Source organism: Paraburkholderia sediminicola (assembly GCF_046030555.1).
In the GTDB taxonomy this organism is placed as follows: Bacteria; Pseudomonadota; Gammaproteobacteria; order Burkholderiales; family Burkholderiaceae; genus Paraburkholderia; species Paraburkholderia sediminicola_E.
In genome coordinates, this window is record NZ_JAQQCH010000020.1 from 62,471 (window position 1) to 88,448 (window position 25,978).

A 25,978-nucleotide genomic window follows, 5' to 3' on the forward strand; every position below is an offset into this window, starting at 1 on the left:
TGCGCGGCATCGTTACTGATACAATTTCCGGATGACCTATCAAGTTCTCGCACGCAAATGGCGGCCGAAGGATTTCGCTTCGCTCGTCGGACAGGAGCACGTGGTGCGCGCGCTCACGCACGCGCTCGACGGCGGCCGTCTGCACCATGCCTATCTGTTTACCGGCACCCGCGGCGTTGGTAAAACCACGCTGTCGCGCATCTTTGCCAAGGCGCTGAATTGCGAAACCGGTGTGACCTCCACGCCGTGCGGCGTGTGCCGCGCGTGCCGCGAGATCGATGAAGGCCGCTTTGTCGATTATGTCGAGATGGACGCGGCGAGTAATCGCGGCGTCGACGAAATGGCGGCGCTGCTGGAGCGCGCGGTCTACGCCCCGGTCGACGCGCGCTTCAAGGTCTACATGATCGACGAAGTGCACATGCTGACCAACCACGCCTTCAATGCGATGTTGAAGACGCTGGAAGAGCCGCCTTCGCACGTCAAATTCATTCTTGCTACCACCGATCCGCAGAAGATCCCGGTTACGGTGCTGTCGCGCTGTCTGCAGTTCAATCTGAAGCAGATGCCGGCCGGGCACATCGTGTCGCATCTCGAACACATTCTCGGCGAAGAGAAAGTGCCGTACGACGCCCAGGCATTGCGCCTGCTCGCGCGCGCGGCCGACGGCTCGATGCGCGACGCGCTCTCGCTGACCGATCAGGCGATCGCCTATTCGGCCAATCAGGTGAATGAAGAAGCGGTGCGCGGCATGCTTGGCGCGCTTGACCAAAGTTATCTGATTCGTCTGCTCGACGCGCTTGCCGATGGTGACGGCGCCGCCGTGCTGGCGGTCGCGGACGAGATGGCCTTGCGCAGCCTGTCGTTTTCGACGGCGTTGCAGGATCTGGCGAGCTTGTTGCACCGAGTCGCGTGGGCGCAGTTCGCGCCTTCGTCGGTGTTGGACGAGTGGCCGGAAGCGGCTGATCTGCGTCGTTTTGCCGAGGCGTTGAGCGCCGAGCAGGTGCAGTTGTTCTATCAGATTTCGACCATCGGCCGAAGCGAACTGGGTCTCGCGCCTGACGAATACGCCGGCTTCACGATGACGTTGTTGCGCATGCTGGCGTTCGAGCCGGCGCCCACCGGTGGTGGTGGCGCGGCTGCGGCGCGAGCGGCAGGACCGGCGGGGGCGGGTGGCGCTAAACGCGCCGGCTCACCGGCGGTCGCTGCGCAACAGGCGGTGGCGCCGTCGCGTGCGGTTGAAGCAGCCGCTCCCGTGCCGGTCCGCTCCGCAAGTCCAGCGGCGGAAGCGAAGTCCACGACACCGGATTCGCAGCACCTCGCATCGGCGGAGCCTGCTGAAAATGCTGGTGCGACGAAACCAGCTATTGGTGAAGCGCCGATTGTTTCCAGGTCCGCATCTGCATCGTTGCCCGCTTCTGGCGCCGCGAGCGCGGCGCCTGCGCCCGCGGCGGCTGACGTCATCGCCGCGCCGGCTTTAGCGCCGTGGCAGGAAGAAGCGTCCACCGAACCGGTTTTGAGCAATCCGGCGCCTGCACCTACGGACACGAACGTGCCCCAAGCTCCCCCGATGCCCGAAGCGATGTCCTCGGTGCCGCCGGCTGAAGCGATGGCAGCAACAAAAGTAGCGGCTGTGCCCGCGACCGAGGCGGCAGAATCGATCGAAGCGGTCGCAGCAACGAAAGCAGCGGCTGCACCGGCCCTGGCACCGTGGGACGACGCGCCCACTGAGCCAGCCTGGAACGAAGCATCCGCTGCCGCCGCGCCTCAGGAATCGACACCCCCGTCTCCGCTCGCTGGCCCAGCCGCAGCCACGCTCGCACGCGTGGAAGAGGCCGCGCCAGCAACGGCATCGCAAGAGCCGCCGCCCGCAGCCGACATCCCGCCACGCCGCGCAGGCGGCGCGAGCGACGCGCTCAATGTATTGCGCAGCGCAGGCCTGAAAGTATCATCGGACCGTGGTCGCGCGACGGCAGCAGCTTCCGCCGCCAAGCCCGCTGCAGCCCCAGTCGCGCCGAAGCCCGCTGCCCCCCGCGTGGTCGTCAATGTGCCAACACCGGGCGTCCCGCGCCGCGCGCCGCAACAGGACGCCGCTCCGGCCGCACGTGCGCCGTCGTCGCAAGCCCATGAGCAGAACGGCTCGTCGAGCGCGCCGTGGGACGACATGCCGCCGGATGAATACATGCCGCTTACGGCAGCGGACGAAGGTTATTACGGCCTGCCGGACGACACCTACATGCCGGTGTTCGACAGCGGACCCGACGACGTTCGCGTGAACGCCGCGCCTGTGTCGACCCCCGCGCCCGTGGTCGACAAGCGGCCGTTGCCGCCCGCCGTGCCGCTCGATCCGCTGGGTTTCCAGGGCGACTGGCCCGCGCTCGCCGTCGATCTGCCGCTTAAGGGCATTTCGTATCAGCTAGCGTTCAATAGCGAACTGATGGCGCTCGAAGGCAACACGCTCAAGCTGAACGTGCCGGTGCCGCAGTACGCGGAGGCCTCGCAGGTCGCTAAACTGAAAGTCGCGCTCGTCGAAAAACTCGGCCAGAACGTCGACGTACTGGTCGAAGTCGGCCCGGCGCGCCGCACGGCAGCCGCGCACGACGCCGCCCTGCGCGCCCAGCGCCAGCAGGAAGCGGAGCGCGAGATCGGTGCCGATCCGTTCGTGCAGTCACTGATTCGCGAGTTCGGCGCGAGCATCGTGCCCGGTTCGATCCGCCCGATTACGCAGGACGTCGGCCCGAACGGCGCGCCGTCCGTCTACTGATTCGCCGCGCTTTGGCGCACCCGATTTCCGGATTTCACGCTATCAAGAAGGAGCATGTCCATGATGAAAGGCCAACTCGCCGGGCTGATGAAACAGGCCCAGCAGATGCAGGAAAACATGAAGAAGATGCAGGAGCAGCTTGCATTGATCGAAGTCGAAGGGCAGTCGGGTGCAGGTCTCGTCAAGGTGACGATGACTTGCAAGAACGACGTGCGCCGCGTGTCGATCGATCCGAGCCTGCTTGCCGACGACAAGGACATGCTGGAAGACCTGGTCGCCGCTGCATTCAACGATGCCGTGCGCAAGGCCGAAGCCACCGCTCAGGAAAAGATGGGCGGAATGACCTCGGGTCTGCCGCTGCCGCCGGGCTTCAAGCTGCCGTTCTAAGCGACGTTGTTGCAAGAAGGGGTTCACGCCGTTGCTTTAACCGCGGCGTGAGTTGAATGCGCGAGCCGCGCCCGTTCGAATGCCCGCACCGGATACCCGTCCCCGGTTCGTGCAAGTTTGCATCAGGGCAGTTCAGTTCGTTCGCCGGGCATGCCTGCCCGACTCGGTACCGAGCTAATAGAAACAACCAGAAGCAACCGCATCGCCACCCGCATACCGGGCCATACCGGGCAACACTCACTTCGACGCTGCCGATCCGCATGAAACAACCTTCCGCCTTGTCGGCGCTCGTCGAAGCGCTACGCGTGCTGCCCGGCGTCGGGCCAAAGTCCGCGCAACGCATGGCGTACCACCTGATGCAGCACGATCGCGATGGCGCCGAAAAACTCGGTCGCTCGTTGCTGTTCGCGACTGAACATCTGCAGCACTGCGAGAAATGCAACACCTTTACCGAAGCACAGATCTGCGAGGTCTGTCTCGATGAGGAGCGCGATCCGGCGTTGTTGTGCGTGGTCGAGACACCCGCCGACCAGATCATGCTCGAACAGACGATGACCTATCGCGGCCTCTATTTTGTGCTGATGGGGCGGCTCAGTCCGCTCGACGGCATCGGCCCGAAGGAGATCCATTTCGACCGGCTGGTCAAGCGCGCGACGGATGGCATCGTCAAGGAAGTCGTGCTTGCAACCAATTTCACCAACGAAGGCGAGGCCACCGCGCATTACCTCGGGCAGACGCTCAAGGCGCGCGGCCTTGCCGTGACACGCCTCGCGCGTGGCGTGCCGGTGGGTGGCGAACTCGAGTACGTCGACGCCGGCACGATCGCCCGTGCAATGCTCGACCGGCGCTCGATGTAGCGCGACGTAACTGGAAGCGCCACGTCGCGGCGCCTACAAAGCCTGAGCGAGCCGCCCGAGACCGGTCCACAACGCCTCACGCCGCGCCTGGGCAGCAACAGAACAGAGAGGAGACACATGAGCGTCAACCCCGATCCCAGCGCCACCGCCACCCCTAAAGGCCCGCTTGCCGGCGTCAAGGTGCTCGAACTCGGCACGTTGATCGCCGGTCCGTTCGCCGCGCGCTTTCTTGGCGAGTTCGGCGCCGACGTCATCAAGATCGAAGATCCGAAAGGCGGCGATCCGCTGCGCAAATGGCGCAAGCTTTATCCGGAAGTCGGCGGCACGTCGCTCTGGTGGGCCGTTCAGGCGCGCAACAAGAAATCCGTCACGATCAATCTGAAAGCCGAAGAGGGCAAGGAGATCGTGCGGCGCCTCGCGAAAGAGGCCGATATCGTCGTCGAGAATTTCCGGCCGGGTTTATTAGAGAAGCTCGGGCTCGGTTATGACGTTTTATCGGCGGACAACCCCGGGCTTGTGATGGTGCGTCTGTCCGGCTACGGTCAGACCGGGCCGTATCGCGACCGGCCTGGATTCGGCGCGATCGCCGAATCGATGGGCGGTCTGCGCCACATCACCGGCTATCCGGATTTGCCGCCGCCGCGCATCGGCATTTCGATCGGAGATTCGATTGCCGCGTTGCATGGTGTGATCGGCGCGTTGATGGCCTTGCATCACAAGCAGGTGAACGGCGGCAAAGGGCAGGTCGTGGACGTCGCGCTGTACGAGGCAGTCTTCAACATGATGGAGAGCGTGGTGCCGGAGTACGGCGTGTACGGCATGGTGCGTGAGCGCACCGGCGCGTCGCTGCCGGGCATCGTGCCGTCGAACACGTATCCTTGCCGCGACGGCAGCATCGTCATCGGCGGCAATAGCGACCCGATTTTCAAGCGCTTGATGATCGCTATTGAGCGCGAGGACCTGGCGAACGATCCTGCCCTCGCGCACAACGACGGCCGCGTGCCGCGTACGCAGGAAATCGACGGCGCGATCGCCGCGTGGCTTGCCACGCGCACCATCGACGAGGCGCTGGTTGTGCTGAACGCGGCCGACGTGCCGGTCGGCCGGATTTACAGCGTCGCGGACATGTTCACCGATCCGCAATTCATGGCGCGCCAGATGATCCAGCGCTTCAAATGGCAGGACGGTCAGGAAATCACGCTCCCGTCGGTGACGCCGAAACTCTCGGAAACGCCCGGCGAAACGCGTTGGTTAGGCCCGGAACTGGGTGAACATACCGATGAAGTCCTGCAATCGCTAGGTTATGATTCTGACTACATTGCAAGGTTGCACGCGCAACAGATTGTGTGAGTGAACGCGCGGCAAAAAGACAACAAAAAGTTCGGAGACTAGAGACCATGCAGCGCAGAACCTTCCTCGCCGGTACCGCCGCGCTCGCGGGCGCCACGTTCGCCGCCACGCCGCTCGCTTTCGCGCAGGGCAAACCTGAAACCACCAAGGTGGCGATCGCTGTCGGCGGCAAGAATCTGTTCTATTACCTGCCGCTCACGATTGCCGAGCGCCGCAATTACTTCAAGGACGAAGGACTCGACGTCGAAATCTCGGATTTCGCCGGCGGCTCGCAAGCGCTGAAGGCGGCAGTCGGCGGCAGCGCGGATGTGGTCTCCGGCGCGTTCGAGCACACCTTGCTGTTGCAGGCGCAAAAGCAGTCGTTCCGCGAATTCGTGCTGCAGGGACGCGCCCCGCAGATCGTGCTCGCGGTGTCGAAGAAGGCGATGCCGAATTACAAGTCGATCGCCGATCTGAAGGGCAAGAAAATCGGCGTGACCGCGCCGGGTTCGTCGACGTCGATCATGGCGAGTTTCGTGTTGGCGAAAGCTGGGTTGACCGCGAAAGACGTCGCTTTCATCGGTGTGGGCGCGGGGGCGGGCGCGATCGCGGCGCTGCAGTCAGGCCAGATCGATGCCATTGCCAATCTTGACCCGGTGATGACCAAGCTTGAGCGCACTGGCGAGATTCGCGTCGTGTCTGACACGCGTACGCTCGCCGACACGCGCAGCGTGTTCGGCGGCGACATGCCGGCAGGCTGCCTGTACGCGTCACAGAGTTTCATCACGAAGAATCCGAATACCACCCAGGCGCTGACCAATGCGATGGTGCGTGCACTCAAGTGGCTGCAAACGGCGACCGGCAGCGAGCTGATCAATACCGTGCCGGAAGGCTATTTGCTAGGCGATCGGGCGGTGTATCTGGACGCATGGCAGCACGTGAAGGAGGCGATGTCGCCGGATGGCCTGATGCCTGCGGACGGGCCGGCCACGTCGCTGAAGACTTTGCAGGCGTTTGATCCGGCGGTGCAGGGCAAGCCAATCGATCTGTCGAAGGCGTGGACCAACGACTTCGTCAAGAAAGCGCTGGCGACGGTCAAGGCCTGAGCACCGTCAGTGTGAAGCCGAGGGCGGCGCGTGCCGCATTGGCCTCGACCACTCCCCACTGCTGTCATGACGACATGACAAACCGAAACCGATTTTGGAAGCGAGTCGAACGATGACCGTTGCCGCTCTGGCGCTCGACAACATCACCTGCACGTTCGCTGCGCGGGACAACCGCGCGCAGCGTTACACGGCGGTCAAAGACACGACCTTGCACATCGCGCCGGGCGAATTCGTCTCGGTGGTCGGCCCGACCGGCTGTGGCAAATCCACCTTGCTGAACGTCGGCGCCGGTTTGCTGGGGCCGTCGTCGGGAACGGTCAGTGTGTTCGGCGAGCCGCTCAAGGGGATCAACCGGCGCGCTGGCTACATGTTCCAGGCGGATGCACTGATGCCATGGCGCTCGGCCATCGACAACGTGATGGCCGGCCTCGCATTTCATGGTGTCCCGCCAGCCGAAGCACGCAGCAAAGCCGACGAGTGGTTGAAGCGCGTCGGCCTCGGCGGTTTCGGCGACCGCTATCCACATCAACTGTCGGGCGGCATGCGCAAGCGCGTGGCGATGGCGCAGACGCTGATTCTGGATCCGGACATCATCCTGATGGACGAACCGTTTTCCGCGCTCGACATCCAGACGCGTCAGCTGATGGAAAACGAGCTGCTCGACCTGTGGGCGGCGAAACGCAAAGCGGTGCTGTTCATCACGCACGATCTCGACGAAGCGATCTCGATGTCTGACCGCGTGGTGGTGCTGTCAGCGGGTCCGGGCACGCATCCGATCGGCGAATTCACCATCGATCTGCCGAGGCCGCGCGACGTCGCCGAGATTCGCGCGCATCCGCGTTTCGTCGAATTGCATGCACAGATCTGGAGCGTGCTGCGCGATGAAGTGCTCAAGGGCTACCAGCAGCAACTCACTGCCGTTTAACCACGGCGCACAGTTGGGTTCCGTAGTTGAGTGACACATTTGCGTCTTGCTGTTGCGTTCGCAAGTTGCGTCCGAAGTTGCGTCGATCAATCGTCTAAGGCAAACCGAGTCATGTGGAAGACGTTGCGCCCGAACCGGGCGAACCTGGTGATCTGGCAGTGGCTGCTGCTCGTGCTGTGCTTCGTGCTTTGGTACGTGCTGACCAGTCCGACACTGCTGCCACCGTTCTATTTCGACGACCCGAACAAGGCCGCGTTCTTCTTCGGCGAGCCGCAGAAGGTGCTGCAGCGCATCTGGGAGTGGTTCACCGGCGGCGAAATCTATCTGCACCTGTGGATCACCCTGGTCGAAACGGTGCTCGCGTTTGTGCTCGGCACCGCGCTCGGACTTGGCGTTGGTCTGTGGCTCGCGCTGTCGCCGCTCGCGAGCGCGCTATTCGATCCGTACATCAAGGCCGCCAATTCGATGCCGCGCGTGATTCTCGCGCCGATCTTCGGCGTGTGGTTTGGCCTCGGTATCTGGTCAAAGGTGGCGCTCGGCGTCACGCTGGTGTTCTTTATCGTGTTCTTCAACGTCTATCAGGGCGTGAAGGAAGTGAGCCCGGTCGTGCTGGCCAACGCGCGCATGCTTGGCGCGAACCGCAAGCAACTGCTGCGTTTCGTGTATCTGCCGAGTGCGATGAGCTGGGTGTTTTCGAGTCTGCATACCTCGGTGGGCCTGGCGTTTGTCGGCTCGGTGGTGGGGGAATATCTCGGCTCGGCGCGTGGCGTCGGCTATCTGATTCTGCAAGCCGAAGGTACCTTCGACATCAATACTGTGTTCGCCGGGATTCTGGTGCTAACGGCATTCGCGCTGATTCTCGATGCCATCGTCGGGATTGGCGAGCGGCGGCTGATGAAGTGGCAGCCGAAGTCGGGTGATACGGAAAAGCTGTAGCGCCACATTCCCAACGGCTCAACAAAAACGGCGCGCGGTTTCAAACCGCACGCCGTTTTCTTTTCCGCTCAAAGGAGCGGCTGCGTCAGTGCACTGCGCCTAAGGCGTAATCACCACTTTCCCGATCACCCGGCGCTCCGCCATATCGCGCAACGCGCGGCCCGTGTCGTCGAGCGAATAGCGTTCCGACACATACGGCTTGAGCTTGCCCTCGGCGATCCAACTGGTCATCTGCTGGAACGCGGCGTGATTGTGCTGCGGCTCGCGTTTCGCAAAGTCGCCCCAGAACACGCCCACAAGGCTCGCGCCTTTGAGCAGCGTCAGGTTGAGCGGCAACTTCGGGATCTCGCCATTCGCGAAGCCGACCACCAGATAACGCCCACGCCAACCGATGCTGCGAAACGCCGGCTCCGCATATACACCGCCGACCGGATCGTAGATCACGTCCGGACCCTTGCCGTCGGTCAGCGCCTTGATGCGTTCGCGCAGGTCTTCGGTGCTGTAGTTGATGGTGGCGTCCGCGCCATGCTTCACGCAGGTAGCCAGCTTCTCGTCGCTCGACGCCGCCGCGATCACGCGCGCGCCGAGCGCCTTGCCGATCTCGACCGCGGCGAGTCCGACGCCACCTGCCGCGCCCAACACCAGCATCGTTTCACCGGTCTTCAACTGGCCGCGGTCGACCACCGCATGGTGCGAAGTGCCATAGGCGAGCGTGAACGCGGCGGCCAGCTCGAATTCGACGCCATCCGCCAGTGGCACACACGCTGCAACCGGTGCCAGCGCCTGCTCGGCAAATCCGCCTGAGCCGGTGAACGCGACCACCCGCGAGCCCGGCTTGAACTGCGTCACATCGGCGCCGACCGCGCGCACGACGCCCGCGACTTCCGAGCCGGGCGTAAAGGGCAGGGGCGGTTTGAACTGGTATTTGTTCTCGATGATCAGCACATCGGGGAAATTGACGGCCGCGGCTTTGACGTCGATCACGACGTGGCCGGGCGGCGGCTCGAGGTCCGGCAGATTTTCGACGATCAGGCTCTCCGGCGGCCCATATTGATTACAGCGAATCGCGCGCATCGTGTCTCCAAATCGATCAAGGTCCCGCAGGCGGACTTCCTTCGGGGCGTCGCAACTATTCTGAGTGTAAAACAATCCGCACGATCGTGCGTTTTTGTTGCTCGAGGCCCGATGTTGACGCGGTCGATACCCGTCGGCGCGGGGCCTGACGCGTGCGCTTTGCATGTGATGCGTGTACCGCCCGCCGTGTCGTTCGCGTGCCTTCTTTCCTCGGTTACAATCGCCGCATGCGAATCCTACTCAGCAATGACGACGGCTATCTGGCGCCCGGCCTTGCCGCGCTTTACGAAGCGCTCAAGCCGATCGCGGACGTCACCGTGATGGCCCCCGAGCAGAACTGCAGCGGCGCGTCTAATTCCTTGACGCTGTCGCGTCCGCTTTCGGTGCTGCGCTCGGCGAACGGTTTCTATTACGTCAACGGCACGCCGACCGACTCGGTGCACATCGCGCTGACCGGTATGCTGGACCACACGCCGGACCTCGTCGTCTCGGGCATCAACAACGGGCAGAACATGGGCGAAGACACGCTCTATTCGGGCACCGTCGCCGCCGCCACCGAAGGCATCATGTTCGGTGTGCCGGCCATTGCCTTCTCGCTGGTCGACAAAGACTGGGTGCATCTCGACGACGCGGTGCGTGTGGCCGCCGAGATCGTCGCGCACTACCTCGAACAACCGCTGCCGGGGCATCCGCTCCTGAACGTCAATATTCCGAACCTGCCCTACGAGCAACTCAACGGTTGGCATATCACGCGCCTCGGCAAGCGGCATCCGTCGCAGCCGGTGATCCGGCAGACCAATCCGCGCGGCGAACCGATCTACTGGATTGGCCCGTCCGGCAGCGCGCGCGATGCGAGCGAAGGCACCGATTTCCACGCCGTCGCCAACGGCCAGGTGTCGATCACGCCGTTGCAGCTCGACCTGACTCACACGCAAATGCTGCCCGTAGCGCGCGACTGGGCGCGTGCCGGCAGCAGCACTTCATGACCAGCGAGCGCGCAAAGCGCTTTCCGCTCGGCCTCGAGGATCTGGTGCGCGAACCGCGCCGGCCTGAAGGGCGTCCGGGCGACGTGCGCGCGGCGGTACTCGCCGCGAGCGCGGCGTTGAACGCACGCCAGCAACCCGCGAGGAATTCATCGCCTGGCGCCGCGGGGAAGATCCAGGCGAAGTCGCCGGCGAAGGTGCAGACCCAGCCGCAAGCGGCATCGCAAGCAAAACCGCAGGCCAAGGTGCAGGGGAAGCTGGCAGTGAAGGCGCCGCTGAACCCGCCGGCCAGCACCCAGGCCAAGCCGCAAGCCAAACCACGCGCAACAGCCGTCGCGCAAGCTTCGGCTGTGCGCGCCGCGCTAAAACCGGCGCCGGTGAACAAACCCGCCGCCAAACTCACCGAGCGCAGTGCCGTGCCGAACGTCGCGTTGAACGGCGCTTTGGCGCTGACTTCGGAACGCGTTCGCGAACGGATGGTCGAACGCCTGCGTGCGAACGGCGTGACCGATCAGCGGGTGTTGAACGCGATGTCGGTCGTGCCGCGCCACATGTTCGTCGACCCGGGCCTTGCGGCCCAGGCCTATGAAGATGCCGCGCTGCCTATCGGCCATCACCAGACGATTTCCAAGCCGTCCGTGGTCGCGCGGATGATCGAACTGGCGGCCGCCGGCCGCGCGTTGAACACCGTGCTCGAAATCGGCACCGGTTGCGGCTATCAGGCTGCGGTACTGAGCCAGGTCGCGCGGGACGTTTATTCGATCGAACGCATCAAGCCGCTGTCCGAACGCGCGAAGACAAATTTGCGTCCGCTGCGCATTCCGAACATCCGGCTGCACTACGGTGACGGCCGCCTGGGGCTGCCGTCGGCGGCCCCGTTCGATGCGATCGTGATCGCCGCCGCCGGACTTGACGTACCGCAGGCATTGCTTGAACAACTCGCGATCGGCGGCCGTCTGGTCGCGCCGGTCGGCTCGCAGGAAGGCCAGAACCAGGTGCTGACACTGGTCGAACGCCTCGGACCCGCGCAGTGGCGCGAGTCGCGGCTTGATCGCGTTTTCTTTGTACCCTTAAAATCCGGAGTGATTTGACACCGATGAGTATGTTGCGCGCGATGCAAAGAACCAGACTGAATATTCCCATGACCGTAACCCAGCGTAGCGTGTGCGTGCTCGCCTTGTCCCTGTTGATGTCGGCCTGTGCGACCCGCCTCGATCAGGCGCCGGTCGTCGACCGCTCCGGCAGCGGCACGCTCGGCACGCAAGCGGCGCAGCAACCGGCTGTGCCGCTCGGACCGCCGCCGCCGGGCTACTACCGTGTGAAGCCGGGCGATACGCTGTACCGGATCGCGTTGGAGAACGGCCAGAATTACCGTGATATCTCGACGTGGAACAATCTCACCAACCCGAATCAGATTGAAGTCGATCAGTTGCTGCGCGTCGTGCCGCCGGGCGCGAACACCGCCGCACTGACGCCGGGCGTGTCGACGGCGCCGATCGGCAGCGGTGGCGCGGTGCAAAGCGCGCCGCTTGGCAGCACGCCGCCGTCGGCAGGCGCTGCAGCCGGTGTCGCGGCGCCGCCGATCTACGGTTCAGGTGCGAACAACGCGTCGCTGACGCCGCCAGCCAACCCGGGTGCAGCGAGCGACTCGAGCGCTGGTGCATCGGGCAACGTCGTGTTCGCATGGCCGGTACGCGGGCCGATGCTCGGCACTTTCAACGATTCGACCAACAAGGGTATTAATATCGGCGGCGCGGCCGGCGATCCGGTCAAGGCTTCTGCGGATGGGCGCGTGGTTTATGCCGGAAATGGGCTGCGTGGTTACGGCAATCTCATTATCATCAAGCATGATGCAACTTATCTCACCGCGTATGCACACAACCGCGCTTTGATGGTAAAAGAGGGGGACGCGGTGACGAAAGGGCAGAAAATTGCTGAGATGGGCAATAGCGATTCCGACCGTGTGATGTTGCATTTCGAAGTTCGCCGGCAGGGTAAACCTGTCGACCCACTGAAGTATTTGCCGCCGCAATAAGCGATACGACCATGCCGAAATCGAAGCGCCGCTTACCGCAAGCCGAGTCTGAGACGATCAGCCGCGTCACGCCCGCTGCGGTGGAGGAAGGCGGCGCTTCGGAAGTGGAAGAAGAGATTGCAGAGGAGCGCGATCTCGACGAACGCCAGGGCGGCGCGGAAGAACCCGGCGAGGCCCGCGAAGGCGCGAGCGGCGCGCCGCCCGACGCGGACGACTTCCGCGCGCTGCTGCAAGCCGAGCTGACGGCTGACACGATTCAGCATTACCTGAACCGCATCAGCGTCAAGCCGCTTCTGACCGTCGAAGAAGAACAGAAGTATTCGCGTCTGGCCAAGGCGGGAGAGTTCGAGGCGCGGCAAGTGATGATCGAGCGCAATTTACGGCTCGTCGTCAGCATCGCGAAGGGGTATCTGAATCGCGGCGTGCCGCTGCTCGATCTGATCGAAGAGGGCAACCTCGGCTTGATGCACGCCATCGAGAAATTCGATCCTACACGCGGCTTTCGTTTCTCGACTTATGCCACGTGGTGGATTCGCCAGAGCATCGAGCGCGCGATCATGAATCAGGCGCGCACGGTACGTTTGCCGGTGCACGTGATCCGCGAGCTCAACCAGGTGCTGCGCGCGAAGCGCCATCTGGAAAAGAATTCGATGAATTCCGGCGAAGCAGCCGAGCGCCGCGACGCCAGCATCGACGACATTGCCTATCTGACCGGCAAGACGACCGACGAAGTTACCGACATTCTCGCGCTGAACGAGCACACCGCGTCGCTCGACGCACCGCTCGATCTCGATCCGGCGAGCAGCCTGCTCGACCTGCTGTCCGACGACCAAAGTCAGTCGCCGGACGCCGAAGTGCAGCACCGCGAGCTGGAAACGCTCACGCGTGCATGGCTCGCACGCCTGTCGGACAAGCATCGTCATGTGATCGAGCGCCGCTTCGGGCTGAACCACATCGAACCCGCCACGCTCGAAGAGCTGGCCGACGAAATGGGCCTCACGCGCGAGCGTGTGCGCCAGATCCAACAGGAAGCGCTGGTGCGGCTGAAGCGCTTCTTTGCCTCTAACGGTGTTCGGAAGGACGCCGTTCTATAACTGATGACACCGATTCTTGTTTTCGACATCGAGACGATTCCCGATGTCGCCGGCATTCGCCGCCTGGAAAATTTGCCCGACACGCTGAGCGACGCCGAAGTCGCCGAGCATGCCTTTGCGGCGCGCCGCGAAAAGACCGGTAGCGATTTCCTGCCGCACCACCTGCAACGGATCGCCGCGATTTCCTGTGTGTTCCGCGACAACAACGGTTTCCGTGTGCGCTCACTCGGTACGCTGGAAGACGGCGAGGCGGCGCTCGTGCAGTCGTTTTATCGCGTGATCGAGAAATACACGCCACAACTCGTGTCATGGAATGGCGGCGGGTTCGACTTGCCGGTGCTGAACTACCGGGCGCTGGTCAATGGCATCCCTGCCTACCGCTTCTGGGACCTCGGCGAGGATGATCGCGAGTTCAAGTGGAACAACTACATCAGCCGCTATCACGCGCGTCACACCGATCTGATGGACGTGCTGGCGATGTATCAGGCGCGCGCCAATGCGCCACTCGACGCGCTCGCCAAGATGTGCGGCTTCCCAGGCAAGATGGGCATGGACGGCAGCCAGGTGTGGCACGCTTACCAGGAAGGCCGCATCGAGGAAATCCGTAACTATTGCGAGACCGACGTCGTCAACACGTACCTGCTGTATTGCCGCTTCCAGCTGATTCGCGGCGCGTTTTCGGCCGAAGAGTATGCAGACGAGATCAATCTGGTCAAAAATGCACTGGCGCTGGAAACGGCGCCACAATGGGCCGAGTATCTGGCCGCATTCGATCAGTAGGCTGCTTAACAGTTTTGTAAAGAAGCGGTTCGCCGCACGCTGATGGCGCAGGCGCTGCGGCGGCGGCCGCCGTAACGCGAGATCGTGCGCAAGCACCCCGGTTCGCCTTACGCCAGTCACGATCGAAGCGCTCCACGCGGCTGGCCCACTACCGTCGCGCCAAATCGTTGGCAAGGGCGGCGCTTCGTCTACAATCTCGCCTTTCCCCCAAGTTTGTCAGGAAGTCGCAGGTGTCCCGAACTGCCCCACAACGTCGCTCGCCGAAGCGCCAGAAGGCGCCCGCGCCGGTGAAAGCGCGCGTCATTACCGGCAATGAGCCGATTATCGAAATTGTTTCGCTCGACATGGAAGCGCGCGGCGTGGGTCGTGTCGAGAGCGAAGACGGCACACCCGGCAAGGTGATTTTTGTCGAGGGCGCGTTGCCCGGCGAGCGCGTCAGCTACGCGACACAACGCAGCAAGGCGAAATTCGAGCAGGCCGAAGTGGTCCAGGTGCTCCGCGAAAGCGTGCTTCGCACCACGCCGAAATGCCCTTACTTCGATACCTGCGGCGGCTGTTCGATGCAGCACCTCGACATTCGAGCCCAGATTGCCGTCAAGCAGCGCGTGCTTGAAGACGATTTCCAGCACCTGGCGAAGCTGCGCCCGGAGACCGTGTTCCGGCCGATTCAGGGTCCGGCGTGGGGATACCGCTACCGTGCGCGTCTGGCTGTGCGCTATCTGCCGGAAAAGGGCGGTATGCGCATCGGCTTTTACGAGAAGAAAAGCAGCCATATCGCCGACATGAAGACCTGCGAGGTGTTGCTGCCGCACGTGTCGGCGATGCTGATGCCGCTGCGTTTCATGGTCCGCAAGCTGTCGATCCATGATCGTATGCCGCAGATCGAACTCGCCGTCGGCTCCTCGGTCACCGCGCTTGTATTACGCAATCTCGCACCGCTCACCGCCGCCGACGAACAGGTGCTGCGCGACTTCGCCGACGAGCATAAGGTCCAGTGGTGGCTGCAGCCGGGCGGTCCGGACACGGTCACGCCGTTCTATCCGCTCGATGTGCAGCTCGACTATACGCTGCCGGAATTCAACATCCGGATGCCGTTCAAGCCCACCGATTTCACCCAGGTGAATCACGCGATCAATCGCGTACTGGTGAGCCGTGCGCTGCGTCTGCTGGCCCCGGCCAGCACTGACCGCGTGCTCGACCTGTTCTGCGGAATCGGCAACTTCACGCTGCCGCTTGCACGGATTTCGAAGGAAGTGGTGGGCATCGAAGGCAGTGACGTGCTGACTTCGCGTGCGCTCGCCAATGCCGAGCTGAACGGTGTAGCGGGGCATACGTCGTTCGCCTGCCGCAACCTGTTCGAAGTCACCGCCGACGACATGCGCGCGCTTGGCCATTTCGACAAATTTCTCATCGACCCGCCGCGTGAAGGCGCGCTGGCGGTTGCCAAGGCACTTGCGGAGATCGCGCAAAGCGGCAATGGTCCGCTGCCCAAGCGTATCGTCTATGTGTCGTGCAACCCGGCAACGCTCGCACGCGATTCGGACCTGCTCGTGCATGGGGCCGGCTATCGCCTGGTGGGCGCGGGAGTGGTGAACATGTTCCCGCACACCTCGCACGTGGAATCGATCGCGTTGTTCGAGCGGGACTGAGGGCGCCTGTTGCCAGCTGGCGGTGCATACGCTGGCGGCGCTCCACAAACAAAAACGCCACGACTTCGGTCGTGGCGTTTTTTATTCAAGCTTTATGCTGAAAACGTCTGGTCGAGGCTTAGAACTGCCACCACGACTTTTCCTTACCCGGCCTTGCATGGCCCGTGATATACGGACTGTCGGGGAAGGTGCCGGCCAGAATGCGCTTCGTGTCGTCGGCCAGTTGCGGCTGATTCAGCTTCTCGTACGACAGCATCATGATGTGCAGTGCGTCTTCGATAGCCGGCGCGTTCTTGTATTCCTTCAACGCCAGTTGCGCGCGGTTGATCGCGGCAACATATGCGCCACGGCGGTAGTAATAATCCGCCGCATGGACCTCGTGCGACGCCAGCGCGTTCACGATATAGCGCATGCGTTGCGCTGCGTCCGGTGCATACTTGCTGTTCGGGTACTTGTCGACCACCACCTTGAACGCGTCATACGACTCGCGCAGCGACTTCGGATCGCGCTCGCTCATGTCCTGGCCGGAGAAGCGGCCGAACAGCCCGAGGTCGTCGTTGAAGTGGATCATGCCCTTCAGGTAGTACGCGTAGGCGATGTCCGGGTGATCCGGGTGCAACTGGATGAAGCGGTCGATCGCCTGGTCGGCGGCGGCGTTTTCGTTGTCTTTCCAGTTGCAATACGCGACGTTGATCTGCGCTTGCTGGGCAAAGTGGCCGAACGGATCGCGGCCTTCGAGCATCTCGAAATACTTCGCGCACTTACCGTAATCACCACCGGTCAGAGCGTCGTTCGCCTCCGTATATAATTTGTTGTTGTTCCACGTAGCCGTCTCGTCGGTCTTTTCCGGCAAGCCGTGACAGGCCGCAACAACGGCGACGGCCGCGGCGCATGCAATGTATCCGGCCACTTTCCGGGCCGCCTTCTTGATGGCCGCCAAATTGATCGCCGCTTTAGTGATGGTGTTCAAGGCTCGCATTTTCCAGTCTAGCTTTACGTCCAGGTGACCCAGACTCAATGACCCGCTCAAATACTCCAGACGCCGCAAACGGTGCCGGGAATAGCAACAAAGATTATAGCGTAAGCGCTGACCCCTCCGACGCGTTGGGCGTCGATTCACTCGACGACGATCTCGGCAGCGACGCGCTTGCCCCCGCCGGCCCGCACAGCATGGTGCCGACGGTGACGAGCCGCGTGGCGGACGAGACGCCGCGCAGCGTCGTCGTGCCCGACGAAATGGCCGGTGACCGCCTCGACAAGGTGATCGCCCGACTCTTTCCGGAGTTTTCACGTAACAGGCTGCAAAGCTGGATCGAATCGGAGCGGGTGCACATCGACGGCAAGCCGGCAAAAATTCGCCAGCCGGTGCCGCTTGGCGCGACCATCGAGCTCGTCCCCGACCTGCTGCCGGAACAACTCGCCTTTACGCCCGAACCCGTGCCTCTCGAGATCGTCTACGAGGACGACACGCTGGTGGTCATCAATAAGCCGGCCGGCATGGTCGTGCATCCGGCGGCCGGCAACTGGAGCGGCACCCTCCTGAATGGCCTGCTGTACCGCTATGGCGACGCCGCGGCAGGTCTGCCCCGTGCCGGTATCGTCCATCGGCTCGACAAGGAAACGTCCGGCCTGATGGTGGTGGCGCGCACGCTCGAAGCGCAGACCGACCTGGTGCGCCAGCTCCAGGCGCGTACGGTGAAACGCCGTTATCTCGCGTTGGTGTGGGGCAACATGCCCGAAGAAGGCACGATCGACGCGCCGATTGGCCGCGATTCGCGCGAACGCACGCGCATGGCGGTGGTCACGAGCGCCTCGGGCAAGGCGGCGCGCACGCATTTCAGGCGCGTGGATACGGCGATCTGGCAGCGTCAACCGGTTACCGCGATTCATTGCGATCTGGAAACCGGCCGTACTCATCAGATTCGCGTGCATTGCGCACATATCGGCCATCCGCTGCTCGGCGATCCGATTTATGGGCGTGCGCGCGGCAAGCGCTCGGTGACGCCGCTGCCGGACGGGTTCGCGCGCCAGGCGCTGCATGCATGGCGTCTCGGCCTGATCCATCCGCAAACCGGCCGGACCATGCAATGGCGTGCCGACGCACCGGAAGACATGCAGGTGCTGTCGGCGGCGCTCGGTCTTGGGCGTGACGATGCGGGCGAGTTCGACGAGACTTACTACGAGGAAGACGACTACGACGCCTCGATGGACGACGATGCCGACGAAGACGAAGCGCACGGCGACGGCGATCACGACGAAAGCGACGACGAACACGACGAGGACGGTCACGCATGAGCTTGCCCGAGCTGAGCTTTGCCGATGTTGTGCAGCCTGGGTGGAACGTGTCACCGCGCGTGCGCGCGCTCGTTACCACCCGCAACGGCGGGGTGAGCGAGCCGCCGTTCGGCCGCTGGCAGGATGGCGCGGACCAGCCCGGCGGCCTGAATCTGGGGATGAAAGCCGGTGACGATCCCGCCGCGGTCGCAACGAATCGCGCACGGCTGCTGAATCTGGCAGGCGTAGGCGAGGCCGCGTGGCTTGAACAGATTCACGGCGCCGGCATCGTGCGCGCTGAAGATGTGCTCGCGCAGACGCTCGCAAGCGGTACGCCGACGCGAGCGGACGCCAGCGTCACCGATCGGCCCGGCACGGTGTGTGTCGTGATGGTGGCCGATTGCATGCCGGTGCTGTTGTGCGACGAAGCGGGCCGCGCGGTCGGTGCGGCTCATGCCGGCTGGCGTGGTCTGGCAGCGGGCATCGTCGAACAGACCGCGCAGCGTGTCGCCGATCTGGCTGGCGTCGGGGCGCAGTCGTTGCACGCCTATCTGGGCCCGGCGATCGGACCGGGTGCCTTCGAGGTAGGGGCAGATGTGCGTGACGCCTTCATGAAGGGCGTGGACGGGGCACAACGCGAGGCCACGGCGAATGCATTCGTTCCGCATCCGCAAAACCCCGGCAAATATCTTGCCGACCTCGCTGCGCTGGCGCGCTTGCGCTTGCAGCGGCTCGGCGTGACACGCATTGTCGGCGGCGATCTGTGTACGGTCACTCAACGTGAGCGTTTCTATTCCTATCGCCGCGATCGCGAGACAGGCCGCATGGCTGCGCTGATCTGGCTGGACGATCAAGCACAGACGATCGCGCAATAAGTCGTTACTCCGGCGCCCGCTATGGCGGGCGCGACGGCTTCCTGCGAGCACGCGTATGAGGGTTTATTCGGAGGCGCAGCACGCTTTTTTGCTGCGCTGCCGGAATTTGCCGCGCACGCGTAAATCTGCCGCCAGAAGTGTCCGCGAGCGAACGGATAAATGCGCTTAAGCCCATGCCATATGAGCGTTTTTTTCGCCTGCACGGGTACTTATCGACGTATGTTCCAAAAGCGCGATCTGCTACACAGGGAAAACGATAATTAAAAAACTATCGCACTGCGGCAAAATCGGGAACAAGCATTGACATGCCTTGCGGTGGGGAGCAAGAATGTTCCTCACAGTTCCTCGTACATGGGACAGGGCGTGACGAGGTCGCGAACAATCGCCCACGTGCGCATGAACCTGCCTCTCAACCCGTCCGCAAGGACTCACCGGTCAAAAGCAGGTATGGCAGCATCACATTCCTCAGCTTCCCCCAGCAAGGGCTCCTCGACGGAGCATACGCAGCAGGCCGGTACGAGCGGTGCAACGTCAGCCGCAGGCATGCAGCAGTTATTCGACGCCTGGATGAACGCATGGCGTTCGCTTGGCACCCCGCCCGGCGGCAATGGCATGCCTTTCCCGATGCCGCAGATGCCGCAAGTGGGTGTCCCTCCCATACCGCAAATGGGCATGCCACAGATGCCGTCGTTCCCCGGCATGCCTGACTTCAGCAAACTGACTGCCGGATCCCTGCCGTCAATGCCTTCATTCGCCGGACTCAATGTGCCGAGCGCCGCGATTCCATCGGAGCGTCTGCAAAAGCTGCAAGCCGATTATTCGCGCGAGGCGATGGCGCTGATCGAGCAGGCCACAGGCTCCACGACGAAAGCCCCCGAACTCAAAGATCGCCGTTTCAGTTCCGATGCGTGGAGCGCGACGCCGGCGTATGCGTTTACCGCTGCGTGGTATCTGTTGAACGCGCGCTATCTGCAGGAAATGGTCGACGCGCTCGAAACAGAGCCGAAGGTGCGCGAGCGCATTCGTTTCGCCGTTCAGCAATGGACCGCGGCGGCATCGCCCAGCAACTTCTTCGCGTTGAATCCCGAAGCGCAAAAAACCTTGCTGGATAGCCAGGGTGAGAGCTTGCGGCAGGGCGTGATGAATCTGCTCGGTGACTTGCAGCGTGGCAAGATTTCGCAGACCGACGAATCGCGTTTCGTGGTCGGTGAAAATCTCGCGAATACTGAAGGTTCGGTGGTGTTCGAGAACGAACTGATGCAGTTGATCCAGTACAAGCCGCGCACGGCCACCGTGCGCGAGCGGCCACTGCTGATCGTGCCGCCTTGCATCAACAAGTTCTACATTCTCGATCTGCAACCGGAGAACTCGCTGGTTGCGCACGGGCTCGATTCGGGTCATCAGGTGTTCCTGATTTCGTGGCGCAACGCGGACGCATCGATCGCAAGCAAGACGTGGGACGACTACATCGGCGAGGGCGTGCTCAAGGCGATCGATACGGTCAGCAAGATCAGCGGGCGCGAGCAGATCAACACGCTCGGCTTCTGCGTGGGCGGCACCATGCTCGCCACGGCGCTGGCGGTGGCGGCAGCGCGCGGCGAACATCCGGCTGCGTCGATGACCTTGCTCACCGCGATGCTCGATTTCTCGGACACGGGCGTGCTCGACGTTTTCGTCGACGAGGCGCACGTGCAGATGCGCGAGCAGACCATCGGCGGCAAGAATGGCAGCACGCCCGGGTTGATGCGCGGCATCGAATTCGCCAATACCTTTTCGTTCCTGCGGCCGAACGATCTGGTGTGGAACTACGTCGTCGACAATTACCTCAAGGGGCGCACGCCGGTACCGTTCGATCTGCTGTACTGGAACAGCGACTCGACCAGTCTGCCGGGCCCGATGTATGTCTGGTATCTGCGCAACACGTACCTCGAGAATCGTCTGCGCGAGCCGGGTGCGCTGACCACTTGCGGCGAGCCGGTCGATCTCTCGAAGATCGATGTGCCCACCTTCATTTACGGTTCGCGCGAAGACCATATCGTGCCGTGGCAAACCGCCTATGCGTCGGTGCCGCTGCTCGCCGGGCCGCTGAAGTTCGTGCTCGGTGCGTCGGGTCACATCGCGGGCGTGATCAATCCGCCGGCGAAGAAAAAGCGCAACTACTGGGCGCTGGAAGGCGATGTCAAGACATTGCCGGAAAACCCGGACGAATGGCTCGGCCAGGCGGCCGAGGTGCCTGGCAGCTGGTGGCCCGAATGGACCACGTGGCTCGATCAGTATGGCGGCAAGAAAGTGAAGCCGCGCGCCGCGGCCGGCTCTGCTGAATTCCCGGTGATCGAGCCGGCGCCGGGGCGTTATGTGCGGCAACGGGAGTAGGCTTGAACGCGTCTGAAAGCGCGGTTGGTTTGGCGGCATGAATGCGCGTCTGATTGAGCAAGGGCGCAGGAACAACGATATTTTTAACTTGACGGGCTGCGGTGTATTTTGCCGATGTGCCCGGAGGAAATGGAAATGACTGATGTTGTGATCGTATCGGCCGCCCGTACGGCAGTTGGCAAATTCGGTGGGTCGCTGGCGAAGATTGCCGCGCCCGAACTCGGCGCCACAGTGATTCGCGCCGTGCTCGAACGGGCGGGTCTGAAGCCTGAGCAGGTCAGCGAAGTCATTTTGGGGCAGGTGCTGGCGGCAGGCTCGGGTCAGAACCCGGCGCGTCAGTCGCTGATCAAGGCGGGGTTGCCCACGGCCGTGCCCGGCATGACGATCAACGTGGTGTGTGGCTCGGGCCTGAAGGCCGTGATGCTGGCGGCCAACGCGATCATCGCGGGGGATGCGGACATCGTGATCGCCGGCGGTCAGGAAAACATGAGTGCCGCACCGCACGTGCTGCCGGGTTCGCGTGACGGTTTCCGCATGGGCGACGCGAAGCTGGTCGACACGATGATCGTCGACGGCCTGTGGGACGTCTACAACCAGTACCACATGGGCGTGACGGCGGAAAACGTCGCGAGAGAATACGGCATTACACGCGAGCAGCAGGACGCGTTCGCGGCGCTGTCGCAGAACAAGGCGGAAGCCGCGCAGAAATCGGGCCGTTTCAACGACGAAATCGTGCCGGTCGACATTCCGCAACGCAAGGGCGAGCCGCTGCGTTTCGCAACTGACGAGTTCGTGCGTCACGGCGTGACGGCTGAATCGCTGGCGGGTCTGAAGCCCGCTTTCTCGAAGGAAGGTACGGTCACGGCGGCCAACGCATCAGGCCTGAACGACGGCGCGGCGGCGGTGCTGGTGATGTCGGCGAAGAAGGCCGAAGCGCTCGGCCTCAAGCCGCTCGCGCGCATCAAGGCTTACGCCACCTCGGGTCTGGATCCGAAGGTGATGGGCATGGGCCCGGTACCGGCGTCGCGCCGCTGTCTCGAACGCGCGGGCTGGACGCCGGCCGATCTCGACCTGATGGAAATCAATGAAGCGTTTGCCGCGCAGGCGTTGGCCGTGAATCAGCAGATGGGCTGGGACGCGTCGAAGATCAACGTGAACGGCGGCGCGATTGCAATCGGCCATCCGATTGGCGCGTCCGGTTGCCGGGTTCTCGTCACGCTGCTGCACGAAATGCAGAAGCGCGACGCGAAGAAGGGGCTGGCATCGCTGTGTATCGGCGGCGGCATGGGCGTGGCACTGGCGCTCGAGCGCACTTAACGTACCGAAAGCAGGCGCAGCAGTTGGATTTTGGCAGGCGGTAAGCAGGGTTGCCGCGCATCACATGGCAGCAGGTGGAGCGCGGTGAGTAGTGGCCTCGTCGGCCGGTCGCCCGGCGGCAGTGGAGATGAAGCACAGGCGAGGGAAGAGGCAGCCGGTCGGCGCCTCGAAAACGATAACGGAGTGTAGTTTATGACACAGCGAATTGCGTACGTAACGGGCGGGATGGGCGGCATCGGCACGAGCATTTGCCAACGGCTGCACAAGGAAGGCTTCAAGGTGGTCGCAGGCTGCGGCCCGAACTCGCCGCGCCGTGTGAAGTGGCTCGAAGAGCAGAAAGCATTAGGCTACGATTTCATCGCGTCGGAAGGTAACGTCGGCGATTGGGAATCGACCAAGACGGCATTTGACAAGGTCAAGGCAGAAGTCGGTGAGATCGACGTGCTGGTGAACAACGCCGGCATTACGCGCGACGTCGTGTTCCGCAAGATGACGCACGAAGACTGGACGGCGGTGATCGACACCAACCTGACCAGCCTTTTCAACGTCACCAAGCAGGTGATCGACGGCATGGTCGAGCGTGGCTTTGGCCGGATCATCAACATTTCGTCGGTGAACGGGCAGAAGGGCCAGTTCGGTCAGACCAACTACTCGACCGCGAAGGCCGGCATTCACGGCTTCACGATGTCGCTGGCGCAGGAAGTCGCCACCAAGGGCGTGACGGTCAACACCGTGTCGCCGGGCTACATCGGCACCGATATGGTCAAGTCGATCCGTCCGGACGTGCTGGAAAAGATCGTCGCGACGATTCCGGTACGCCGTCTCGGTCAACCACAGGAAATCGGTTCGATCGTGGCATGGCTCGCCTCGGACGAATCGGGTTTCTCGACGGGCGCTGATTTTTCGCTGAACGGTGGTTTGCATATGGGCTGAGTCATGGACACGCCGCTCACAAGGCGGCGTGTTTCTGCTCAGATGGTTCCGGCGGCGTCTCGACCGTGCGATTGCTCAGTCGGCATGACGCCGTTTCCGCGCTCAACTCGCGCTCAAAGGCGTTACATGACCACTACTACAAAGAAAACAGTCGAACGATTGATTAAGAAGTATCCGAATCGTCGGCTCTACGATACCGAGACAAGCACCTACATCACGCTGACGGACGTCAAGCAGCTCGTGCTGGATCAGGAGGATTTCAAGGTCATCGATGCGAAGAGCAATGAGGACCTGACGCGCGCCATCCTGTTGCAAATCATCTTGGATGAGGAGAGTGGCGGCTTGCCAATGTTCTCGTCGTCGATGCTGTCGCAGATCATCCGTTTCTACGGTCATGCGATGCAAGGCATGATGGGCACATATCTGGAAAAGAACATCCAGGCCTTCATCGACATTCAGGCGAAACTCGCCGACCAGTCGAAGAACCTGTACGAAGGCAAGGCGATGAACCCCGAAGTCTGGTCGCAATTCATGAACATGCAGGCGCCGATGATGCAGGGCATGATGACCAGCTATATCGAGCAGTCGAAGAACATGTTCGTGCAGATGCAGGAGCAGATGCAGACCCAGGCGAAATCGATGTTCGCCACTTTCCCGTTCACGCCGGGCGGCCCGGCGAATGCGGCTGGAACGCCGACCGCGCCGGCTAATCCGCAAGGCAATCCGGAGCCGGAGAAGAAGTAGCGGCGCAGAGCGACGCTAGCGCGGCGGGCGCGTCTGCACGCGTCCATCACACGGACGGTGTGGAAGTGCTGTGCACATCGTCGAGCCAGGCGGCGCGTGGCGCTACCGCGGCAACCCCGCGTGCCGCGCCCAGGCGGGCGGGCGCGGTACAATCGCGGGTTGCGTGCGTTACCGCGTGGGGTGGTGGTGTGATCCTCATGATCCTGTCACTTCTCAGCATTGGTCGTACGGTCCCCATTTGTCGCTCCCGCCACCGCTGCATGTCAGCCCCGCCTATGTCGCAGATCCGTCTTCTTTCTACCGCGCCCCTGCCTTCGATTCCACGGGCCGGAGTTGTCAGCCTTGACTGATCATAAGATTCGCAAAAGCTGCTTAGGCGCCGTTCTCGCATGAGCCAGCTGTTTCTTGCGCCTATGGAAGGGCTTGCGGACTACGTGTTGCGCGACGTGCTGACTGGCACGGGCGGATTCGACGGATGTGTGTCCGAGTTCGTCAGAGTGACGGGCTCGGTGCTGCCCGAACGTGTCTACGAGCGAGATACGCCCGAAGTCCTCCACAGTGGCCGTACACCTTGCGGCACGCCGATGGTGATCCAGCTGCTAGGCAGCGATCCTGAATGGATGGCGCTGAATGCGGCCCAGGCTGCCAGTTTGTCGCCGCATGGGCTCGATCTGAATTTCGGTTGTCCGGCCAAAGTTGTTAACCGGCACGGTGGCGGCGCGATGCTGCTGGCGCACCCTGAAGCGCTCAACCGGATCGTTTCGTCCGTTCGCGCCGCTGTGCCCGCCAGCATCGCCGTGACAGCAAAAATGCGGCTCGGCGTGTCCGATACTTCGCTCGCGATCGACTGTGCCACGGCGCTGGCGGAAGGTGGCGCGGCCTCCGTCGTCGTGCATGCCAGAACGCGTGACCACGGCTACCGGCCGCCGGCTCACTGGGACTGGATCGCGCGTATCGACGACGCCGTGGACGTGCCGGTCATTGCCAACGGAGAAGTCTGGACGGTGGACGACTGGGAGCGGTGCCGGGCGGTCAGTAGCTGCGCCGACGTGATGATCGGGCGGGGCGCTGTATCGGATCCTTTCCTGGCCTTGCGCATACGCGGACTGATGGAGCGAACGCCGTCCGGCGAGGAATGGCCGGCCGTGCTGGGTTTGCTTGCCGACTACCTGAGAAAATTGCAAGCCCGCGTCGCGGCCCGTCACGAGCACGGGCGCGTCAAAATGTGGCTCAGCTATCTGAAGCGGACCTGGCCGCAGGCCGCCGAACTGCATGCAGCCATCCGGCGCCTGCATGATTCGCGCGACATTCTTGAGGTGATCGCGCGCGCCCAGGCGTTCAACGGCTTGATGCCGGCACAGCAATGCGCAACGCCCGGCCTGCTTGACCCGGCAATGCCCCGCCACTTGGCCGACTGCACGGTCGCCGGCGCGGTACAATAAAGGGTTGCGTGCGCGGGATGTTGTCCGGGCTATGGCCGCTGTCGCCATAGGCCCCTTGGCCTTGCCGCACCGTCCCCATTTGTCGCCATTGTCACCGCTATACG

22 protein-coding genes are annotated in these 25,978 nt (G+C 63.0%); 20 read left to right on the forward strand and 2 right to left on the reverse strand.

Translation table 11 applies throughout. The features are described from left to right. The first annotated feature begins 31 nt into the window (after positions 1–31). The 7 genes from dnaX to PQQ52_RS25470 all read left to right on the forward strand — a co-directional run bounded on the left by dnaX (position 32) and on the right by PQQ52_RS25470 (position 8,301). On the forward strand, positions 32–2,761 hold the full coding sequence (gene dnaX / locus PQQ52_RS25440; RefSeq protein WP_408217372.1) for a DNA polymerase III subunit gamma/tau: 2,730 nt from the start codon (positions 32–34) through the stop codon (positions 2,759–2,761). A 60-nt stretch (positions 2,762–2,821) separates the two neighbouring features. Next, positions 2,822–3,148, forward strand: a complete 327-nt coding sequence (locus PQQ52_RS25445; RefSeq protein WP_007182071.1) for a YbaB/EbfC family nucleoid-associated protein — start codon at positions 2,822–2,824, stop codon at positions 3,146–3,148. A 260-nt stretch (positions 3,149–3,408) separates the two neighbouring features. Then, complete coding sequence (gene recR / locus PQQ52_RS25450) at positions 3,409–4,005, forward strand: recombination mediator RecR (RefSeq protein WP_408217375.1); 597 nt, start codon at positions 3,409–3,411, stop codon at positions 4,003–4,005. A 117-nt stretch (positions 4,006–4,122) separates the two neighbouring features. Next, entirely contained in the window at positions 4,123–5,355 is a 1,233-nt protein-coding gene (locus tag PQQ52_RS25455; RefSeq protein WP_408217377.1) for a CaiB/BaiF CoA transferase family protein, read from the forward strand. A gap of 47 nt (positions 5,356–5,402) precedes the next feature. Next, positions 5,403–6,440 (forward strand): ABC transporter substrate-binding protein, encoded by a 1,038-nt coding sequence (locus tag PQQ52_RS25460; RefSeq protein ID WP_408217380.1) that lies wholly within the window; start codon positions 5,403–5,405, stop codon positions 6,438–6,440. Between the two features lie 112 nt (positions 6,441–6,552). Continuing rightward, a complete protein-coding gene (locus tag PQQ52_RS25465) occupies positions 6,553–7,365 on the forward strand; it encodes an ABC transporter ATP-binding protein (protein ID WP_408217383.1) in 813 nt (270 codons plus the stop codon). Between the two features lie 111 nt (positions 7,366–7,476). After that, entirely contained in the window at positions 7,477–8,301 is an 825-nt protein-coding gene (locus tag PQQ52_RS25470; protein WP_408217386.1) for an ABC transporter permease, read from the forward strand. 99 nt (positions 8,302–8,400) lie between these two features. Here PQQ52_RS25470 and PQQ52_RS25475 read toward each other — a convergent pair whose 3' ends face one another. Continuing rightward, a complete protein-coding gene (locus PQQ52_RS25475) occupies positions 8,401–9,375 on the reverse strand; it encodes an NADPH:quinone oxidoreductase family protein (RefSeq protein ID WP_408217389.1) in 975 nt (324 codons plus the stop codon). Positions 9,376–9,602: 227 nt separating this feature from the next. On the opposite strand from PQQ52_RS25475, the gene surE reads away from it, so the two are divergent. From surE to rlmD, 6 genes are all read left to right on the forward strand, one after another. Continuing rightward, a complete protein-coding gene (gene surE, locus PQQ52_RS25480) occupies positions 9,603–10,361 on the forward strand; it encodes a 5'/3'-nucleotidase SurE (RefSeq protein WP_408217392.1) in 759 nt (252 codons plus the stop codon). Further along, complete coding sequence (locus PQQ52_RS25485) at positions 10,358–11,449, forward strand: protein-L-isoaspartate(D-aspartate) O-methyltransferase (RefSeq protein WP_408217395.1); 1,092 nt, start codon at positions 10,358–10,360, stop codon at positions 11,447–11,449. The genes surE and PQQ52_RS25485 overlap by 4 nt, the downstream gene beginning before the upstream one ends. A gap of 5 nt (positions 11,450–11,454) precedes the next feature. Beyond that, entirely contained in the window at positions 11,455–12,393 is a 939-nt protein-coding gene (locus PQQ52_RS25490) for a peptidoglycan DD-metalloendopeptidase family protein (protein WP_408217398.1), read from the forward strand. An 11-nt stretch (positions 12,394–12,404) separates the two neighbouring features. Further along, on the forward strand, positions 12,405–13,487 hold the full coding sequence (gene rpoS / locus PQQ52_RS25495) for an RNA polymerase sigma factor RpoS (RefSeq protein WP_408217401.1): 1,083 nt from the start codon (positions 12,405–12,407) through the stop codon (positions 13,485–13,487). 3 nt (positions 13,488–13,490) lie between these two features. After that, entirely contained in the window at positions 13,491–14,267 is a 777-nt protein-coding gene (locus tag PQQ52_RS25500; protein WP_408217404.1) for a 3'-5' exonuclease, read from the forward strand. A gap of 230 nt (positions 14,268–14,497) precedes the next feature. Then, positions 14,498–15,916 (forward strand): 23S rRNA (uracil(1939)-C(5))-methyltransferase RlmD, encoded by a 1,419-nt coding sequence (gene rlmD / locus PQQ52_RS25505; RefSeq protein WP_408217407.1) that lies wholly within the window; start codon positions 14,498–14,500, stop codon positions 15,914–15,916. 118 nt (positions 15,917–16,034) lie between these two features. Here rlmD and PQQ52_RS25510 read toward each other — a convergent pair whose 3' ends face one another. After that, positions 16,035–16,895 carry an outer membrane protein assembly factor BamD gene (locus PQQ52_RS25510; RefSeq protein ID WP_408217410.1) on the reverse strand — a complete coding sequence of 287 codons (861 nt, stop codon included), beginning with the start codon at positions 16,893–16,895 and terminating at the stop codon, positions 16,035–16,037. Between the two features lie 38 nt (positions 16,896–16,933). Between PQQ52_RS25510 and PQQ52_RS25515 the strand changes: the two genes are divergently transcribed. The 7 genes from PQQ52_RS25515 (at position 16,934) to PQQ52_RS25545 (ending at position 25,874) form a co-directional block, all read left to right on the forward strand. Beyond that, positions 16,934–18,211 (forward strand): RluA family pseudouridine synthase, encoded by a 1,278-nt coding sequence (locus tag PQQ52_RS25515; protein ID WP_408217413.1) that lies wholly within the window; start codon positions 16,934–16,936, stop codon positions 18,209–18,211. Then, on the forward strand, positions 18,208–19,065 hold the full coding sequence (gene pgeF, locus PQQ52_RS25520; RefSeq protein ID WP_408217416.1) for a peptidoglycan editing factor PgeF: 858 nt from the start codon (positions 18,208–18,210) through the stop codon (positions 19,063–19,065). The genes PQQ52_RS25515 and pgeF overlap by 4 nt, the downstream gene beginning before the upstream one ends. A 543-nt stretch (positions 19,066–19,608) precedes the next feature. Beyond that, the gene (gene phaC, locus PQQ52_RS25525) at positions 19,609–21,438 is read left to right on the forward strand and encodes a class I poly(R)-hydroxyalkanoic acid synthase (RefSeq protein ID WP_408217560.1); all 1,830 of its coding nucleotides are present in this window, start codon (positions 19,609–19,611) and stop codon (positions 21,436–21,438) included. Between the two features lie 135 nt (positions 21,439–21,573). Then, positions 21,574–22,755: an acetyl-CoA C-acetyltransferase gene (locus PQQ52_RS25530; RefSeq protein ID WP_408217419.1), complete on the forward strand. Its 1,182-nt coding sequence runs from the start codon at positions 21,574–21,576 to the stop codon at positions 22,753–22,755. Positions 22,756–22,947: 192 nt separating this feature from the next. Further along, on the forward strand, positions 22,948–23,688 hold the full coding sequence (locus PQQ52_RS25535; RefSeq protein WP_408217422.1) for a 3-ketoacyl-ACP reductase: 741 nt from the start codon (positions 22,948–22,950) through the stop codon (positions 23,686–23,688). A 126-nt stretch (positions 23,689–23,814) separates the two neighbouring features. After that, positions 23,815–24,432 carry a polyhydroxyalkanoate synthesis repressor PhaR gene (gene phaR, locus PQQ52_RS25540; RefSeq protein ID WP_408217424.1) on the forward strand — a complete coding sequence of 206 codons (618 nt, stop codon included), beginning with the start codon at positions 23,815–23,817 and terminating at the stop codon, positions 24,430–24,432. 389 nt (positions 24,433–24,821) lie between these two features. After that, positions 24,822–25,874: a tRNA dihydrouridine synthase gene (locus PQQ52_RS25545; RefSeq protein WP_408217427.1), complete on the forward strand. Its 1,053-nt coding sequence runs from the start codon at positions 24,822–24,824 to the stop codon at positions 25,872–25,874. The last annotated feature ends 104 nt before the right edge of the window (positions 25,875–25,978 follow it).

Bases quoted from the DNA above. Each gene is read 5' to 3' on its own strand.
- phaC (WP_408217560.1), top strand. From the start codon at position 19,609: ATGCAGCAGTTATTCGACGCCTGGATGAACGCATGGCGTTCGCTTGGC.
- PQQ52_RS25500 (WP_408217404.1), top strand. From the start codon at position 13,491: ATGACACCGATTCTTGTTTTCGACATCGAGACGATTCCCGATGTCGCC.
- PQQ52_RS25510 (WP_408217410.1), bottom strand. From the start codon at position 16,895: ATGCGAGCCTTGAACACCATCACTAAAGCGGCGATCAATTTGGCGGCC.
- PQQ52_RS25455 (WP_408217377.1), top strand. From the start codon at position 4,123: ATGAGCGTCAACCCCGATCCCAGCGCCACCGCCACCCCTAAAGGCCCG.
- PQQ52_RS25485 (WP_408217395.1), top strand. From the start codon at position 10,358: ATGACCAGCGAGCGCGCAAAGCGCTTTCCGCTCGGCCTCGAGGATCTG.
- PQQ52_RS25445 (WP_007182071.1), top strand. From the start codon at position 2,822: ATGATGAAAGGCCAACTCGCCGGGCTGATGAAACAGGCCCAGCAGATG.
- PQQ52_RS25470 (WP_408217386.1), top strand. From the start codon at position 7,477: ATGTGGAAGACGTTGCGCCCGAACCGGGCGAACCTGGTGATCTGGCAG.
- PQQ52_RS25490 (WP_408217398.1), top strand. From the start codon at position 11,455: ATGAGTATGTTGCGCGCGATGCAAAGAACCAGACTGAATATTCCCATG.
- dnaX (WP_408217372.1), top strand. From the start codon at position 32: ATGACCTATCAAGTTCTCGCACGCAAATGGCGGCCGAAGGATTTCGCT.
- phaR (WP_408217424.1), top strand. From the start codon at position 23,815: ATGACCACTACTACAAAGAAAACAGTCGAACGATTGATTAAGAAGTAT.
- pgeF (WP_408217416.1), top strand. From the start codon at position 18,208: ATGAGCTTGCCCGAGCTGAGCTTTGCCGATGTTGTGCAGCCTGGGTGG.
- PQQ52_RS25545 (WP_408217427.1), top strand. From the start codon at position 24,822: ATGAGCCAGCTGTTTCTTGCGCCTATGGAAGGGCTTGCGGACTACGTG.
- PQQ52_RS25530 (WP_408217419.1), top strand. From the start codon at position 21,574: ATGACTGATGTTGTGATCGTATCGGCCGCCCGTACGGCAGTTGGCAAA.
- rpoS (WP_408217401.1), top strand. From the start codon at position 12,405: ATGCCGAAATCGAAGCGCCGCTTACCGCAAGCCGAGTCTGAGACGATC.
- PQQ52_RS25515 (WP_408217413.1), top strand. From the start codon at position 16,934: ATGACCCGCTCAAATACTCCAGACGCCGCAAACGGTGCCGGGAATAGC.
- PQQ52_RS25535 (WP_408217422.1), top strand. From the start codon at position 22,948: ATGACACAGCGAATTGCGTACGTAACGGGCGGGATGGGCGGCATCGGC.
- PQQ52_RS25475 (WP_408217389.1), bottom strand. From the start codon at position 9,375: ATGCGCGCGATTCGCTGTAATCAATATGGGCCGCCGGAGAGCCTGATC.
- recR (WP_408217375.1), top strand. From the start codon at position 3,409: ATGAAACAACCTTCCGCCTTGTCGGCGCTCGTCGAAGCGCTACGCGTG.
- surE (WP_408217392.1), top strand. From the start codon at position 9,603: ATGCGAATCCTACTCAGCAATGACGACGGCTATCTGGCGCCCGGCCTT.
- PQQ52_RS25465 (WP_408217383.1), top strand. From the start codon at position 6,553: ATGACCGTTGCCGCTCTGGCGCTCGACAACATCACCTGCACGTTCGCT.
- PQQ52_RS25460 (WP_408217380.1), top strand. From the start codon at position 5,403: ATGCAGCGCAGAACCTTCCTCGCCGGTACCGCCGCGCTCGCGGGCGCC.